This is a genomic window from Cecembia calidifontis (genome assembly GCF_004216715.1).
Taxonomy (GTDB): domain Bacteria; phylum Bacteroidota; class Bacteroidia; order Cytophagales; family Cyclobacteriaceae; genus Cecembia_A; species Cecembia_A calidifontis.
On the sequence record NZ_SGXG01000001.1, the window covers coordinates 2,934,657 to 2,949,753 of the forward strand.

The 15,097-nt window shown below is 39.1% G+C and carries 17 protein-coding genes; 7 read left to right on the forward strand and 10 right to left on the reverse strand.

The features are described 5' to 3' along the window. Window position 1: 1 nt before the first annotated feature. The 4 genes from nadE to BC751_RS12680 are packed head-to-tail and all read right to left on the reverse strand — an operon-like array spanning window position 2 to window position 4,147. Window positions 2–1,849 (reverse strand): NAD(+) synthase, encoded by a 1,848-nt coding sequence (gene nadE / locus BC751_RS12665; protein WP_130275858.1) that lies wholly within the window; start codon window positions 1,847–1,849, stop codon window positions 2–4. 44 nt (window positions 1,850–1,893) lie between these two features. Then, window positions 1,894–2,634, reverse strand: a complete 741-nt coding sequence (rnc, locus tag BC751_RS12670; protein WP_242617467.1) for a ribonuclease III — start codon at window positions 2,632–2,634, stop codon at window positions 1,894–1,896. A 4-nt stretch (window positions 2,635–2,638) separates the two neighbouring features. Then, complete coding sequence (fabF, locus tag BC751_RS12675) at window positions 2,639–3,889, reverse strand: beta-ketoacyl-ACP synthase II (protein WP_130275859.1); 1,251 nt, start codon at window positions 3,887–3,889, stop codon at window positions 2,639–2,641. 21 nt (window positions 3,890–3,910) lie between these two features. Next, the gene (locus tag BC751_RS12680) at window positions 3,911–4,147 is read right to left on the reverse strand and encodes an acyl carrier protein (protein WP_008629501.1); all 237 of its coding nucleotides are present in this window, start codon (window positions 4,145–4,147) and stop codon (window positions 3,911–3,913) included. 153 nt (window positions 4,148–4,300) lie between these two features. Between BC751_RS12680 and BC751_RS12685 the strand changes: the two genes are divergently transcribed. The 6 genes from BC751_RS12685 to BC751_RS12710 all read left to right on the forward strand — a co-directional run bounded on the left by BC751_RS12685 (window position 4,301) and on the right by BC751_RS12710 (window position 10,002). Continuing rightward, window positions 4,301–4,729: an IPExxxVDY family protein gene (locus BC751_RS12685; RefSeq protein WP_130275860.1), complete on the forward strand. Its 429-nt coding sequence runs from the start codon at window positions 4,301–4,303 to the stop codon at window positions 4,727–4,729. Window positions 4,730–4,741: 12 nt separating this feature from the next. Continuing rightward, window positions 4,742–6,172 (forward strand): pyruvate kinase, encoded by a 1,431-nt coding sequence (pyk, locus tag BC751_RS12690; protein WP_130275861.1) that lies wholly within the window; start codon window positions 4,742–4,744, stop codon window positions 6,170–6,172. A 167-nt stretch (window positions 6,173–6,339) separates the two neighbouring features. Continuing rightward, complete coding sequence (locus BC751_RS12695) at window positions 6,340–7,773, forward strand: fasciclin domain-containing protein (RefSeq protein ID WP_130275862.1); 1,434 nt, start codon at window positions 6,340–6,342, stop codon at window positions 7,771–7,773. A 97-nt stretch (window positions 7,774–7,870) separates the two neighbouring features. Next, on the forward strand, window positions 7,871–8,893 hold the full coding sequence (locus BC751_RS12700) for a sensor histidine kinase (RefSeq protein WP_130275863.1): 1,023 nt from the start codon (window positions 7,871–7,873) through the stop codon (window positions 8,891–8,893). Beyond that, entirely contained in the window at window positions 8,874–9,644 is a 771-nt protein-coding gene (locus BC751_RS12705) for a LytR/AlgR family response regulator transcription factor (RefSeq protein WP_130275864.1), read from the forward strand. The genes BC751_RS12700 and BC751_RS12705 overlap by 20 nt, the downstream gene beginning before the upstream one ends. A 4-nt stretch (window positions 9,645–9,648) precedes the next feature. Next, on the forward strand, window positions 9,649–10,002 hold the full coding sequence (locus BC751_RS12710; protein WP_130275865.1) for a hypothetical protein: 354 nt from the start codon (window positions 9,649–9,651) through the stop codon (window positions 10,000–10,002). Window position 10,003: 1 nt separating this feature from the next. Here BC751_RS12710 and BC751_RS12715 read toward each other — a convergent pair whose 3' ends face one another. The 5 genes from BC751_RS12715 to BC751_RS12735 form a co-directional block, all read right to left on the reverse strand. Further along, the gene (locus BC751_RS12715) at window positions 10,004–11,509 is read right to left on the reverse strand and encodes an NFACT RNA binding domain-containing protein (RefSeq protein WP_341272839.1); all 1,506 of its coding nucleotides are present in this window, start codon (window positions 11,507–11,509) and stop codon (window positions 10,004–10,006) included. 62 nt (window positions 11,510–11,571) lie between these two features. Continuing rightward, entirely contained in the window at window positions 11,572–12,336 is a 765-nt protein-coding gene (locus BC751_RS12720; protein WP_130275867.1) for an MBL fold metallo-hydrolase, read from the reverse strand. Continuing rightward, entirely contained in the window at window positions 12,333–12,611 is a 279-nt protein-coding gene (locus tag BC751_RS12725; RefSeq protein WP_130275868.1) for a hypothetical protein, read from the reverse strand. Before BC751_RS12725 ends, BC751_RS12720 begins: the two co-directional genes overlap by 4 nt. A 10-nt stretch (window positions 12,612–12,621) precedes the next feature. Next, window positions 12,622–12,999 (reverse strand): response regulator, encoded by a 378-nt coding sequence (locus BC751_RS12730; protein ID WP_130275869.1) that lies wholly within the window; start codon window positions 12,997–12,999, stop codon window positions 12,622–12,624. Beyond that, window positions 12,996–13,757 carry a response regulator gene (locus BC751_RS12735; RefSeq protein WP_130275870.1) on the reverse strand — a complete coding sequence of 254 codons (762 nt, stop codon included), beginning with the start codon at window positions 13,755–13,757 and terminating at the stop codon, window positions 12,996–12,998. The genes BC751_RS12730 and BC751_RS12735 overlap by 4 nt, the downstream gene beginning before the upstream one ends. A 77-nt stretch (window positions 13,758–13,834) precedes the next feature. Between BC751_RS12735 and miaA the strand changes: the two genes are divergently transcribed. After that, entirely contained in the window at window positions 13,835–14,731 is an 897-nt protein-coding gene (miaA, locus tag BC751_RS12740; RefSeq protein ID WP_130275871.1) for a tRNA (adenosine(37)-N6)-dimethylallyltransferase MiaA, read from the forward strand. A gap of 5 nt (window positions 14,732–14,736) precedes the next feature. Here the strand turns inward: miaA and BC751_RS12745 are convergent, their stop codons facing one another. Next, window positions 14,737–15,042 (reverse strand): hypothetical protein, encoded by a 306-nt coding sequence (locus BC751_RS12745; protein ID WP_242617468.1) that lies wholly within the window; start codon window positions 15,040–15,042, stop codon window positions 14,737–14,739. Window positions 15,043–15,097 lie beyond the last annotated feature (55 nt).

Sequence of the window (15,097 nt, forward strand, 5' to 3'; positions counted from 1 at the left end):
TTTAATAAGTATCCAACTCTTTTAATTCTTCTTCATAAGATCCGGAGAGAATCGGGAACCTATACCAGGTTTTTGGATCTACATTGAACTCATCCAAGTGGAATGAAGGAGCAAGTCTTTCTCTTTTCCACTGGTTTCTGGACCAGAGCCTAAAGAATTTTTTCACATAAGATTTCAGTAAATCATTGTCGATCGCCAGTTCATCTTTCAATATCAGATAAACGTCCAAAGGAGATCTTCTATCCCTGATGGCAAGCCTTTCAATTTCAACGATCAGTGCATAAGGCATCAGATCAGCTTCATCGGTTTGTTGGTTTTCCAAGGGACGTAACTCAGCAGTTGGCTGAAGACTGTTAACCAACCTCAATCCAGGATAGCCCAAATGGGTTTCTGCCCATCTTAGCCAATTGATAATGAAGTATTTGTCAACTGCCGCAATGGGAGATATACTGCCACTGGTGTCTCCATCCATAGTAGCATATCCCACATCACCTTCGCTTCTATTGGAAGTACTCAGAAGGAGGGCGTTTTTTAAATTGGCAAGTAACCAAATGATAGGGGATCTTGCTCTGGCTTGGATGTTTTGCAGTGCCAGGTCATCTTTTTCCCAGTTCAGTTTTCTTCCAATAGCCTTTTCGATCTTTTTGGTATAACTTTTAACTTCTTTAGAAATCTTCCAATTTAGAAATTCAGCACCAATACTTTCTGCCAATGTTTTGGCACTTTCAAAAGTTGATTTTGAGGAGTTTTCGGAGGCTTGGTAAGCGGTTGTAAGAATTTGTCCGACGATTTCTTTTTCAGGTTGGTCAGTTTGGGGAGTAAAATCGAGGTTGAGTTTTTTTAAGAAGTTCTCTAAACCAAGTTCCTTAACTCCTCTTCTGACCATTTCAGAGACAAGAATGGCAATAGTAGAGGAATCAGCTCCCCCGCTCAGGGAAAGCACGAAACCTTTGCTTTTACTTTTTCTCAGGTAATCAAATAGGCCCAAAGCCGCTGCTTGGACAAATTCTTCATTTTTATTGAGGACAGTATGAACAGGAGTATAAGGGCCGGGATTTTTCTCGTAGTCAAAGGTCTTTACCTGAAAATCTTTAAAAGAAAGCAGTTGGTTTTTAAGAAGTACTTCGCCGTTTCTGGCCACCATGATTTCACCGTCAAAGATCATTCTTCCGCTCTCATTGCCCAGAAGGTTGGCGTAAAAATAGGTCACATTGAAAATGGTTGAGCTTTCTTTGATCAAATCTTCCCTTTGAAGGGTCTTGCCCATGGCAAAATGGCTTGCACTTGGATTGAATATAATGTCGACTTTCCGGTCCTTGAGTCTATAGCCTGGCCTTTCCGCACCTCTCCAGGCATCTTCACAAATCTCAAAACCATATTTGACCCCTTTTTTTTCAAATATGATGTCCCCTAAGGGAACTTCCTTTCCAAAAAAATCAAAGGAGATAATTTCATGGGCCTGCCATGGTGTAAACCATCGGAATTCATAATGTACGCCATCTATGGCCATAAATTGTTTGGCTACAAAACCTTTCAGCTCTGTATTTTCAATGATAGCCATACAATTATATACCTTATTTTGGATCCTAACCGGTAAACCTACCGCCACAGTAATATCATCACAATAGGGGAGAAGCTTCTCTAATTGTTTAATGGCTTTTTGTGGAAACCAATAGCTTAGGAAAAGGTCTTCGCTGCCATAAGCTGTGATGGCTAGTTCGGGAAAACAAAGAAGTTCAGTCCCTTGCTCTTTGGCTTGGGCAATTGCCGAGATGATATGATTGAAATTGCCGGACCAATCAAGCGGGGTTTGATTGACCGTGGCACAGGAGATTTTAAGTATGGACATAGTATTTGTTAAAGCAACAAAACATCAAAACCAAAGATACTGTTCTAGAAGTCTAAATTAAGTATCTCACAGGCATTTTTAGAGGCATCCTGTTCGGCTTTCTTTTTAGTAGGACCTTTTCCTTCGGCTACGACTTCACCTCCTACCAATAAATGAACATGAAACTCTTTAAACCGCTGGTTGCCGGTAACAGATAGGGTCTTAAAGTCAACTTCTTTGTTTTCTTTCTGGGACCATTCAATGATTTTACTTTTGAAGTTAGAAGTAGTCGTAATGATTCCGTCCACATCAAAATGAACGATGATCCGCTTTAGGATAAATTTTTTGCAAAAATCATAACCTCTATCCAAGTAAACCGCACCGACAACCGCTTCCAGTGTGTCGCCATAGATAGATTTATGTGCACTTAAATTTTTACCTTTGAATTCTTTTTCAATTATTTTTGAAAGCCCGATTTTTATGGCTATTTGATTTAGGGCCTCTCTATTGACCATTCTTGATCTAGTTTCAGTCAAAAAACCCTCATCCCTGAAAGGAAATTTTTTAAAAAGAAATTCTGCAACCACTGCACCTAGGATGGCATCTCCCAAATATTCCAGTCGTTCGTTAGAAATTTTGAGGCCATTGATGGTTTCCTCAGCAATGGAGGTATGCTTGAGGGCAAGTTTGTATAAGGATAAATTAAAAGGCTTGCTTCCGACCATATGTTGTATGGCAGAAGCAAGCCTTTTTTCAGATTGATTATAAAATACTGACTGTAATCTGAGTAATCTGGACAGTCTCAATTTACTAGTTGATTTTTTTGAAGATGACGGAAGCATTATGACCGCCAAATCCAAAAGTATTACTTAATGCAGCATTGATCTCTCTTTTCTGAGCTTTATTGAAAGTCAGATTCAATCTGCTGTCAAATTCTTCATCATCCGTGAAGTGGTTTATGGTAGGAGGCACAAGGCTGTTTTGAATAGCAAGAATAGAGGCGATGGCTTCTATGGCTCCTGCGGCTCCCAATAAATGTCCTGTCATGGACTTTGTGCTACTGATATTCAGTTTGTACGCGTGTTCTCCAAAGACTTTTTGGATGGCCTTAATTTCACTGATATCCCCTAATGGCGTGGAAGTACCATGAACATTGATGTAATCTATGTCCTCAGGTCTCAATCCGGCATCTTCAAGCGCGTTTTTCATTACATTTCCTGCGCCTTCACCTTCAGGATGAGGAGCTGTCAGGTGATAGGCATCAGCAGACATGCCGCCACCTACCATTTCTGCATAAATCTTCGCACCCCTGGCTTTCGCATGCTCATATTCTTCCAAAATCAAACAGCCAGCACCTTCACCGAGAACAAATCCGTCTCTGTCTTTGTCAAATGGCCTGGAGGCTGTTTGGGGCGAATCATTCCTTTGGGAAAGTGCTTTGAGGGCATTAAACCCCCCAACACCTGCTTCTGTGACAGTAGCTTCAGTCCCACCGGTTACGAAAATATCCGCTTTGCCCAATCTGATGTAATTGAATGCATCAATGATTGCGTTGGTGCCTGAAGCACAGGCTGAAACGGTGACAAAATTTGGTCCCTTAAAACCATATTTTATCGAAATGAAACCCGCGCAGATATCTGCGATCATTTTAGGAATGAAAAAAGGATTGAATCTTGGTGTACCATCTCCTTTGGCGAAGTCTGAAACTTCATCTTGAAAAGATCTTAGACCACCAATACCTGATCCCATAATCACACCAATTCTGTTGAGATTGGATTTCTCCAGGTCAAGACCTGCATCCAAAATGGCCTGATCGGCTACGACTAATCCCATTTGGGTAAAAAGGTCCATTTTTCTGGATTCCTTTTTGTCGATATGCTGATCAATATCCAGTCCTTTAACCTCGCAAGCAAATTGGGTTTTGAATTTTGAGGCATCGAATCTAGTAATAGGCGCAGCACCGCTCACGCCATTTGCCAAACCGTTCCAATATTCTTCAACGGTATTGCCAATTGGCGTGAGGGCGCCTAGACCTGTTACTACAACTCTTCTTAAATTCATAAATGAATTTTAAGTGATTATTTATTTTACGTTAGCTTCCAGATAGCTGATAGCCTGACCAACAGTGCCGATTTGCTCAGCTTGATCATCCGGAATAGAGATATTGAATTCTTTTTCGAATTCCATGATGAGCTCTACTGTATCCAGAGAGTCAGCACCAAGATCATTAGTGAAGCTAGCCTCAGGAGTAACTTCAGATTCTTCTACGCCCAACTTATCAACGATAATGGCTTTTACTTTTTGTGCAATTTCAGACATTTTTTGATCAGTTTAAATTTAAACACTCCGCAAAGAAATATATTTAATGGCTTTTTGCCAAAAAAATACCCCAACTAAATTCAAGATGTGCCCAAAGCAGGCTGAACTTGGTGGAATATTTTTAACTTTGTTCCACATTAATTCTTCTTTTGAATGAAGAAAACAAAGTTACTTGTCGAACACCATTACGAATTCGAACTGCTTGGATTGGTGGCCCCCATTAAGGATTATAAAATGGCCTGGGTTATCAATAATACCTTGGGATTGAAACTGGTCAGGATAAGTGACTTTGAGCCTGATTTCTTAAACCAACCTCAAATGAAAATCGCCCAGTTTTTTGAGGAAAAAGAACACGGCTACACCCAGTTATTGAAAAACAGATCCCTGTTGGAAGGCAGGCAGACATTGTACCTTGTGCCGGAGTTGAGGATGATCGATTACTTTCTTCTCATACAGGACTTGACCTTCGAATTGAATTTAAATATGTATATTGAGCGCCTAAGTAAGGTGAGATATATTCAAAATGTTATCAAACTTGATGTGTCCAAAATAAAATCTAAGGAAAATCTACTAACCTATTAACCCAATTATTCAATGAGTATTGCACTTTATAACAAAACAAAGATTTTAGCAACAATAGGTCCGGCTTCTAATAATTATGACACTTTGCTCAGTCTGGCCCAGGCAGGTGCCAATGTGTTCAGGCTTAATTTTTCACATGGCAGTCATGAAGGACATGCCGAAGTGGTCAAAATGATCCGCAAAATCAATAAGGAAACAGGTCTTAACATTGGTATTTTGCAGGATTTGCAAGGACCGAAAATTAGGGTGGGAGAGATGGAAAATGGCGGTGTACAAATAAATCCTGGCCAAAAGATCACCATTACCAATGAACCTGTTGTAGGAACTGCCGATTTGGTAAGTACTGTTTATAAAAACCTTCCAAATGATGTTAAATCGGGAGACCGAATCCTCATCGATGATGGAAATATTGAGTTGGCAGTGAATAATACAGATGGCAAAAACGTACGCTGTGTGGTCATCCACGGTGGCATGCTGAAATCCAGAAAAGGGATCAATCTTCCCAATACCAAGGTATCTGCCCCATCTCTAACAGAAAAAGATATTGAAGATTTGGAATTTGGTTTGTCCCAAGATGTCGATTGGATTGCACTTTCTTTTGTAAGGACAGCAGATGATATCAGGGATTTGAGGGAAAGGATAAAAAAGTCAGGCAAAGACTGTAAGATTGTGGCCAAGATTGAGAAGCCTGAAGCATTAAAAAACATTGATGAAATCATCGCAGCCACAGATGCTGTTATGGTGGCACGTGGAGACCTGGGGGTTGAAGTTCCAATGGAAACTGTACCTCTGTGGCAGAAACAGATTGTAGTAAAATGTAAGTTGAACTGCAAACCGGTGATAATCGCCACACAGATGTTGGAGTCCATGACCTCACATCCCAGACCAACGAGGGCAGAAACCAATGATGTCGCTACAGCTGTTTTGGACGGAGCTGATGCAGTGATGCTTTCTGCAGAAACTGCTTCAGGTAAATTCCCTATCAATGCCGTAAAAGCGATGAGCAGCATTATAAATTATATTGAAAATCATCACGATGTCTTCCATCATTTGTACAAAATCCCTGAAGACGATCCCAATTTTTACAGCAAGAACCTTACTTTGATGGCAGCAAGGCTTTCAAGAAATGTAAAGGCAAAAGCCCTCATTGGAATTACCAGTTCAGGAATGACCGCTCTCCGCCTAGCTTCCTTTAGGCCTTTGGCAAACTTGATTGTGTTTACGAGAAATAAGAAATTATTGACCCAGCTCAGTTTGGTTTGGGGGGTAAGGTCCTATTACTATGAAAGCAATGTATCTACTGATGCGACTTTCATGGATATCCAAGACAAATTGAAAGAAGATGGTTATGTAAAGCCAGGTGATATCATCATCAATACTGCCAGTATGCCTTTGAAAGCCAAAGGACGTACCAACATGCTTAAAATTCATGAAGTAGAATAGGAAAAAATATAAGATGTACTGAAAGCCAGGGTGTTACATCCTGGCTTTATTTTTTTCAGATCAAGTAGATTTTTCGACACTTCAGCTCCTTAATCGGTCAGTTCACTTGGACTGACAAATCCTTCCATGATTGATTAGGTTTTGATTCTAAATTAAACTAATCAACTATGGAAAAAATATTCAAGTACCTCTTTTTGGGAGCCATGTTTTTCGTGGTTTTGAGCTGTAATGATGATCCTCAGCCTCAAGTCCCTACACCAAATTTAGTGGAAGCTGCCAATGCAGCAGGTCTGACTACTTTACTGCAAGCAGTTGAAGCGGTCCCAGGTTTGGGTACAGCCCTTTTAAATGCTGATGCCATTACTGTTTTTGCGCCCACCAATCAGGCCTTCAGTGCGGCACTTACTGCATTTGGGGCTGCTAATCTAGGAGAATTAGTCGACGCCATCGGAGGTGTGAACAACCTGGAAGTGGTTTTGGGCTTCCACGTGGTGCCTACTGTTGCTTTCTCCTCAAATCTTAATGCCACCAACACTGTTCCTACACTTTCTGGTCAGAATTTAACGATCAACCGCGCAGGGAATACAGTTACTGTGGTGGATGCAGCAGGAAATACAGCAACAGTTATCGCTGCTGATGTCTTAATTGAAAATGGAGTAGTTCATGTAATTGATAGGGTGCTGCTGCCAGGATTGAATATTCCACAGCCACCTGCACCCAACTTGGTAGAAGCGGCCCAAGCAGCAGGACTGAGCACTTTGTTGACAGCGGTAACAGCTGTAAATGGACTTGCCGATGCCTTATTGTCAGCAAATGCCATTACGGTTTTCGCGCCAACTAACGATGCCTTTGGGGCAGCTTTGCAAGCATTCAATGCTGCTGACCTCAATCAATTGGTAACAAGGATCGGTGGTTTAAGCAACTTGGAAGAAATATTAGGTTTCCACGTCGTACCTGCTGTAGCATTCTCAGGAGACCTTAATGCAAGCAATACATTTACTACCTTGGGCGGACAACAGCTGACGGTTACCAGACAGGGTAATAATGTGCGGGTTACGGATGCTTTGGGCAATACGGTTAACGTTGTTGCAGCCGACGTGGCCATTGAAAATGGAGTTGTACATGTGATTGATGGTGTGCTTTTGCCGGAAATTTTTCTTCCTAATGTTGTAGAAGCCGGTACTGCTGCTGGTCTCACCGTATTACTTGATGCTGTCACAGCAGCCAATTTGGGTGGAGCCCTACTTGATGCGGAGGCCATCACGGTATTTGCGCCGACAAATGATGCTTTCGGGGATTTATTGGAAGCGCTCAATTTAAATTCTCTTGGAGAATTGGTTGAAGCCTTGGGAATCGAAGCGGTTACCAAAGTGCTAGGCTACCATGTAGTACCGGCAGTGGCATTCTCATTTGACCTGGCAGATGGTTCTCAGACCGTGCCAACATTAGCCGGAGAAAATCTTACGGTTACTAAATCAAGTAGTGGAGTAACCGTAACAGATACTGCAGGTAATACCTTCAATGTTGTAGCTGCAGACGTTGCTATTGCAAATGGAGTAGTTCATGTAATTAATGGAGTAGTGCTGCCAACTCTGGAATAAAAAAATATCCCCACTTACCCGAATAGTATTGTTTCGGGTAAGTGGGTGATTTTGAACATTTTGAATTTAGGTTGGTTACAACAAAATTAATAAGTATATGTTTAACCATAGGTACAGGGTTATATTTCCTGGAATTCTTGCACTATTTTCTTTTTTTAATATCCTTTTGTTGGATGGTGATAGGATTTATCAGGTAGAACTTCCTGTAGACGCTACATTTGTCCTGATATTTTCCATTTCCTATGCTGTTTGGTTCTCAAATTCCTGGATTGAGAAATTCCTGGTAATTAGGTTAAAAAAAATTCATCCTCTATTGGTCCAATTTATTTCGAGCCTTATTGCTGTGGGCCTTATCAGCCTGATTGCGGTAATCATTACGGGGTCAGTTTATGGGGGACCCTTTGCTTATTCCACTCAAAATTTTTTACTGACTAGTGCATTCGGTTACAGGATCAATCTGTTTTTGAATACCTTGAATGCAGTGTTTTTCTTTGCCAAAAAGCTTAAGGAAAAGGAATTGGAAGCAGAAAAACTGAAAACTCTCAATGCAAATGCCAAATTGGAAACAATAAATAATCAATTGAACCCGCATTTTTTCTTTAATAATCTTAGCGCCTTATCCAATTTGATGCACCAGGACATTGAATTGGCTGACCTGTATCTACAAAAACTTTCCAATATTTATCGCTACATCTTAAAAAACAGCTCCAATGAGCTGATCCCTTTTAGGCAGGAGTACAATTTTTTAAATGACTACATTGATTTATTAGGAATAAGGTTTCAAAGTGCGCTAACTTTCAAAAAGGAAATAGATGATACTTATTCAGATTATTCCTTACCGCCTGCTGTTCTGCAACTTTTGGTGGAAAATGTAGTCAAACACAATTTTTTTACGATGAGCCAACCGATGGAAGTGTTGATTAGAGTAGAGAATGCCAAATGTACCATTAGGAATAAGAAGCAGGAAAAATTGGATAAGGGTTTTTCTTCAGGGGTTGGACTTCAAAACATTATGGAAAGATATAAGTTTTTAGGAAGAGAGATAGAGGTTATCGATGAACCGGAATTCTTTCAGGTCACACTGTCATTGATACATAGCCATGAGAGTTCTAATAGTTGAAGATGAGCCACTTACTTTTCAAAGGATAGTTAGTGTCCTTAGTGAATTAAGACCCGGATGGAATATTCTATCTCAGATACAAACTGTCAAGGAGTTAATAGAAAAGCTGGATGGAGATTTTTCCTTTGATCTTATTTTATGTGATATTCACCTTGCTGATGGGTTGAGTTTTTCGGCATTGAAAGGAAGAAACCTTGATGTTCCGATCATTTTTATTACGGCTTATGATCAATATGCACTGAATTCTTTTGAGCATTATTGCCTGGATTATGTTTTGAAGCCCATAGATCCCCAAAGATTGGAAAAGGCCATTACAAAAGTGGAAAAAGTCTGGAATAAGGATGGTTTCGATAAAATATCTCCTGGATTTATTGACCAACTTTTATCAAAATATCAACAGAAAAACTATAAAAGAAGATTTCTGGCTAAATCTGGGAATAAATTGCATTTTGTTCCAGTAGAAAATATTGCATGCTTTTACGTCGAAAATGGCCTTACTTATATAGAAGAGCATCTTTCCGGGAAAAAATCCATTGTAGACTTGTCTTTACAGGAGTTGGAAAATGGTTTATTGGATCCATTAAGGTTTTACCGTGTCAACAGATCAATGATCATAAATATTGACCATTTGGTAGAAATGAAACCGTATGTCAATGGCAGGCTATTGTTGAATATTTCCTCCCTGAATCAGAAAAAAATAATCGTAGCAAGGGAAAGGGTCAGTGAATTTAAGATATGGATAAACCAGTAAAGGCATGAAAAAATTGTTTTTATTCTTTTTGTTTTACCTGGTACAATTTGATTTGTCGGCCCAAACCTATCAAATTGCATCAACAGATACCCTGCCTAAAACTGTTCTTTTGCTGGAAAAGCGGGTTTTTGAAATTGAAAACAATCTTTACCAATCTAAAAAACAACTTAAGACCGGGATTTTTGTAGCTACATTGGGTTATTCGGTAACTATAGTTGGGGGACAACTATTAGGAAGCAATCCCAAACTGGGAGAAACTTTACTGTATGTAGGAGGTGGGATAGGTATTTCTGGAACCGTAATCTTGGTCAAAGGATTTAAAAAAATTTCTGTAAGACCGCCAGGGCCTCCAATATGATTCAATTTTGCTCTGATGGCCCTTTTGGTTGTACTAGAATAACACTTTCTTTGTCCACCGTTACCGCCCCGGGTGCAGAACCTTTAACTTTTCTGACAAATTTAACAGGGGTGTAAATCACAGGGGCCAGGGACTCATTTTTGTGTTTGGAGTAAAATGCTGCCAACTCTCCAGCCCTTTCGATTACAGTTTTTGGATAATTCAAACCGGACCGGAACTTGATGACCACATGGGAACCGGATACATCTTTGGCATGCAACCAAAGGTCTTCCTTCCAAGCAAAGTGGCGGAGTAGTTCGTCATTTGCCTTGGCTGATTTTCCGACCAATACATCAAATCCCTCGATCTCGAACCTTTTGAAGGGTACTTGCTCTTCTTTTTCTTTCTGTTTTTCTATTAGCTGCCTAGATTTAATAAATTCTTTCAGCTCTCTGAAATTATTTACACCCTCCAGTTCCGTAAGCCAATCTTCCAATTGAAGGAGGAGATTTTCTTTTTCCTCAAGGTTCTGATAGAGCTGATCAAGTTCTTTTTTCCTGTTTTTTGATTTTCTGTAGAGGTTTTCTGCAAATTTCTGGGGGGACAAACCTCGTTTGAGTTTGATCTTTTCGTCTTTCTGTGTGTAGAAGTTAAAAAGTGTTACCTCTTCTTGATCAGTATTGATCCCATGAAGATTAGCCATAATGATGTCCGCTATCTGGGAAGGGGAGGTGCCTGATTCCAATTCTTCCAGCTTTTCAGTGGTTTTTTGAATATAGGCTTTCGTCCTTTTCTTTTGGTCTTCAAAGGTTTTTTGCCAATGAGTTTTCTCTTTTTCAAAAGCCTGTATGACTACTTTGTATTTGAAAAGTTCATTACAGGCCTCAACAGGGTCTGAAGTTTCAAAAATCGGATTTTCAGCTGGAAGTAAGGTTAAATAATATTCTTTTTCCTCTTTGATGATTGCGAAATAAGGGACATCCAGCATGTCCATAACATCTGCCATTAATTGCCATTTTTGCAATAGACCTCCTTCAATATACCCTTTGTTTTTTAGCCATTCTCTAGGGATTTTCCCTAAAGTGGGCAAAAATTTTGAAGCGTTGCCTTCCAAATATTCGAAATGTTCAAAGCTAAGGTCAAGATATGCATCTATTTCGTCCAGTTTCAATTTCCAATCATCCTTCAATTCATTTCTGAATAGAACAGATGGGATTAGTGAGGCATTGGGATAGAATAATACATTGCTCCTTGTTCCGTGAAGTTTAAAGACCAGACAATCTCCTGATACAAAGTCAATCCGGAATGCACGTTCAAACTGGAATGTTTTAATTCTATTAATTTCCTGGCCAATGATTTCGGAGAATAAGGAGATGGTATTTCTTTTGCTTCTCTTGAAATCAGCTGGAAAGGACATGCAGGAAATAATGGGAAGGAGATTCGCCCTGATATATTGATCTTCACCTCTACCGGTACAACCGATGACCAATTCATCTTTGTTTTGGGAGAAGCAGGTAATCACACGCATACCTTGAAACCTCTTTTGAAGTTCAGGGCATAAAAACCTTAGAAAGTGATAATTGAAATGCATTAGTCAATATAGATCTTCAGCCCGTCATAAGCCAGTTTGATATAATCCGGAAGTTCTTTTTCGATTTCCTGATGTGTCCCTAGTTTATGACTGATATGGGTGAAATAAGCCATTTCCGGTTGGATGATTTCAGTGAGCTGAATGGCTTCGTCCAAGGTCAAATGGGAGATATGATGACTTTTTTGTAAGGCATTAAGTACAAGGATCTTTGTTCCTTTGATTTTTTCAATTTCTTTTGGTTCGATTTGTTTGGCATCCGTGATGTAGGTAAAGTCCTTGAAGCGAAACCCAAAAACCGGAAGTCTGTAATGCATTACCTGAATAGGAATAACGGGAATTTCTTCTGCTGTAAAGGTATTGTTGGTAATTTCATAAGGAACGACAGAAGGCACGCCCGGATATTTTACCTCTTCAAAAATATAAGAATATTCCCTTTTTATTTGGTTAAGTACCTTTTTGGACCCATAAATGGGCATGTCTTTTTTTTGCGAAAAATTGAATGGTCTTATATCGTCCAATCCTGCCGTATGGTCTTTATGCTCATGAGTAAAAAGTACTGCGTCCAGTTTAGTGATTTTTTCACGCAGCATTTGAAACCGGAAATCAGGACCTGTGTCTATGACAATACTTTTTCCGTCGATTTCAAGGTGTAAGGCACATCGGGTCCTTTTATCTCTAAAATCCAATGAACTGCAAACGGGACAGTCACAACCTATGACCGGCACGCCCTGTGATGTACCTGTTCCTAAAAATGTTACTTTCAAAGCTTTAATTCTGTTTGCTGAAGTTCAGTTAACAGGGACTGTATTTTTTGGTCTTCAAAATCATTGGGATTAAAACCAAGCTCTTTAATAATGTCCAAAAGCGCATTGATTTTTCCATCCAGCGTGTAGTATTTGTTGATGATTACGATTTTGCTTTCTTTAAGAACACAGTATCCTGATTTGAAATTTCCTTTTTCGTACCTCAAAATATACTCAGAAGCCGCAAATATGTTTTCCAGCTTATCAAGAAAGTTTTTGGTGTACTTTACAGTCATATTAAAAAATCTAGGACAAATATTTCTTTACGGTAGCCAACAACAGGTCATAATCCAAAGGTTTTTGGACATAATCATTTAGCCCTGCTTTTTTGAAGTCGTCCATGGTATAGTTCTTGTAATTTCCCGTAATGGCAACAATGGGAATTTTGGATTTTTTTTGATCTGGAAGAGCCCGAATTGCGGTTGTACATTCTATGCCATCCATTAGAGGCATATTGATGTCCATCAGAATCAGATCAAAATCCTCATTGGATAGTTTTTCTAAAACCTGTTTTCCGTTTTTTACCGCTGTGATGTGGTAATTTTCAAACATCAAAACGTTTTTGGTAAGATTGATAATTACAGAACTGTCTTCAGCTACCAGTACTTTTCTAGTTGGCGTCATGGATTTAGGTATTCTGATGATTGATAATGTTCTTTAAAGGTTTCAAATAAGGTCTTCAAATATATGTAATCTTTTAACGAATTGTTAAAATTGCCTGATTTTATGTTTCTTTCAAATGCTTGGGAAAAAGCAAACAATTGCATGGCTCCTAAAGTGCCGGAGTTCCCTTTTATAATATGTAACTTTTCTCCAATTTCTTGATAATCACCATATTTGAACAGGTATTCCATTTCCTCCAAAAGCTTTTCTGTTTCCAAGATGAAATCATCGTAGACCAATTTTATGTTTTCAATAGAGTTGAACTTCAATAATTTGACTAAAACATTGTGATCAAGAACTGCTGTATCTTCAAGGTTGGTCCCTATATTTTGGTTGTTGTTTTCAGAACTGTCAGATTTTTTTATCAGGTAATTGATCGTTTCAAGAAGCTGCTTTGGTTTGATGGGTTTGGAAATAAAATCATCAAAACCTGCAGACAGAAAGTATTCCCTGTCTTTTGTTTCAGCGAAGGCAGACACTGCTACTATTGGTGCATTACTTAGTTGGTTTTCTTTGATGGCCTTAAGTGTATTGATTCCATCTAATTGAGGCATTTGTATATCCAAAAGAATCACATCAAAATGATCATTTTTTAATTTTTGGATTACTTCCTTGCCATTTTCAGCGATATCATATTGATAAACTTGGCTGATAATATTTTGAAATACCCTTCTATTTAAGGCATTGTCGTCTGCCATCAGGACCTTTTTGTTTTTCATCAGGTTTTATTGATATTTTTGGAAGCCTAATTTATAACTCCTAAGCTGAATTGCTGAAACAAAATAAATATCTCATCATGGTGGTTGGTCCTACCGCTGTAGGAAAGACTTCCCTTTGCATAAAATTAGCCAAAAACTTCCAAACTGAAATCATTTCTTCGGATAGCCGGCAATTTTATAGAGAAACTCAGATTGGGACTGCTAAACCCAGCCCAGAGGAATTGGCTGAGGTCAGGCACCATTTGATAGATCATAAATCGATTTTTGATGTTTATGATGTGAAGGATTTTGAAAAGGATGCGCTAAAAGTTATTGAAGAGATATTCCAAACCCGGGATGTGGCAATTATGACCGGAGGTTCCGGTCTTTTTGTGGATATTATTGCTCATGGGATGGATGAAATTCCTGACATCGATCCTCAGATTAGGACAGATTTGATAAAATTATATCAGGAGTTTGGTCTGGAGTACCTGCAAAATAAACTAAAAGAGACCGATCCCGAATATTTTGAAGAGGTTGATTTGATGAACCCACAGCGACTGATGCGCGCCATTGAAGTTTGCTTGGGTACCGGAAAACTCTACAGTACTTTTAGGCAGAAAAAGAAAATAGAACGGCCATTTCACATAATCAAAGTGGGGCTTAATAGGGATAGGGAGGAATTGTACCAAAGAATAGATCAAAGAATGGAAGAAATGATAGCCGAAGGACTTTTTGAAGAAGCAGAAAGATTGTTTCCTTACAGGCATTTGAATGCCTTGCAGACGGTGGGATATTCTGAGGTTTTCGGGTATTTAGAAGGAAATTATGACAAAGAAGAAGCCATCAGACTGTTGAAGCGTAATTCCAGAAGGTATGCCAAACGTCAGTTGACCTGGTTTAGAAAAGATCCGGAAATTACCTGGTTTCACCCTGATCAGGAGCTGGAAATTATGGCATTTGTCCAGGAAAAGATCAGGTTTTTGAAAAGATAAAAACCTTAATAGGGTTTGTGCCCCATAATTTTAGCTACAAAGCTGTAGGGCTTCTTTGAGATAAGCCTGTTGTATTCGGATTTTAAAAGTTTAACTTGTTGATAAGGTTTTCTCACTTTTTTATCAAAAGCATCCAACTGATCCTCCTGAATTGATTTTTTTACATTTTGGTAAAGTTTTGAAATACGGTCCTGCTTTATTTCTTCATTGGATATCGAAGACTGGGAGAAAGCCCTCAAGCCCTCCATCATTTTAAACTGATTGTCTTGGATTTGTATTTTTTTTGATTTTAAAGAATTGTTTACGGCCATAATGAATAAGATTATGGCCGCGGACATTGTTAGTATGACAGGAATAAACCCCATG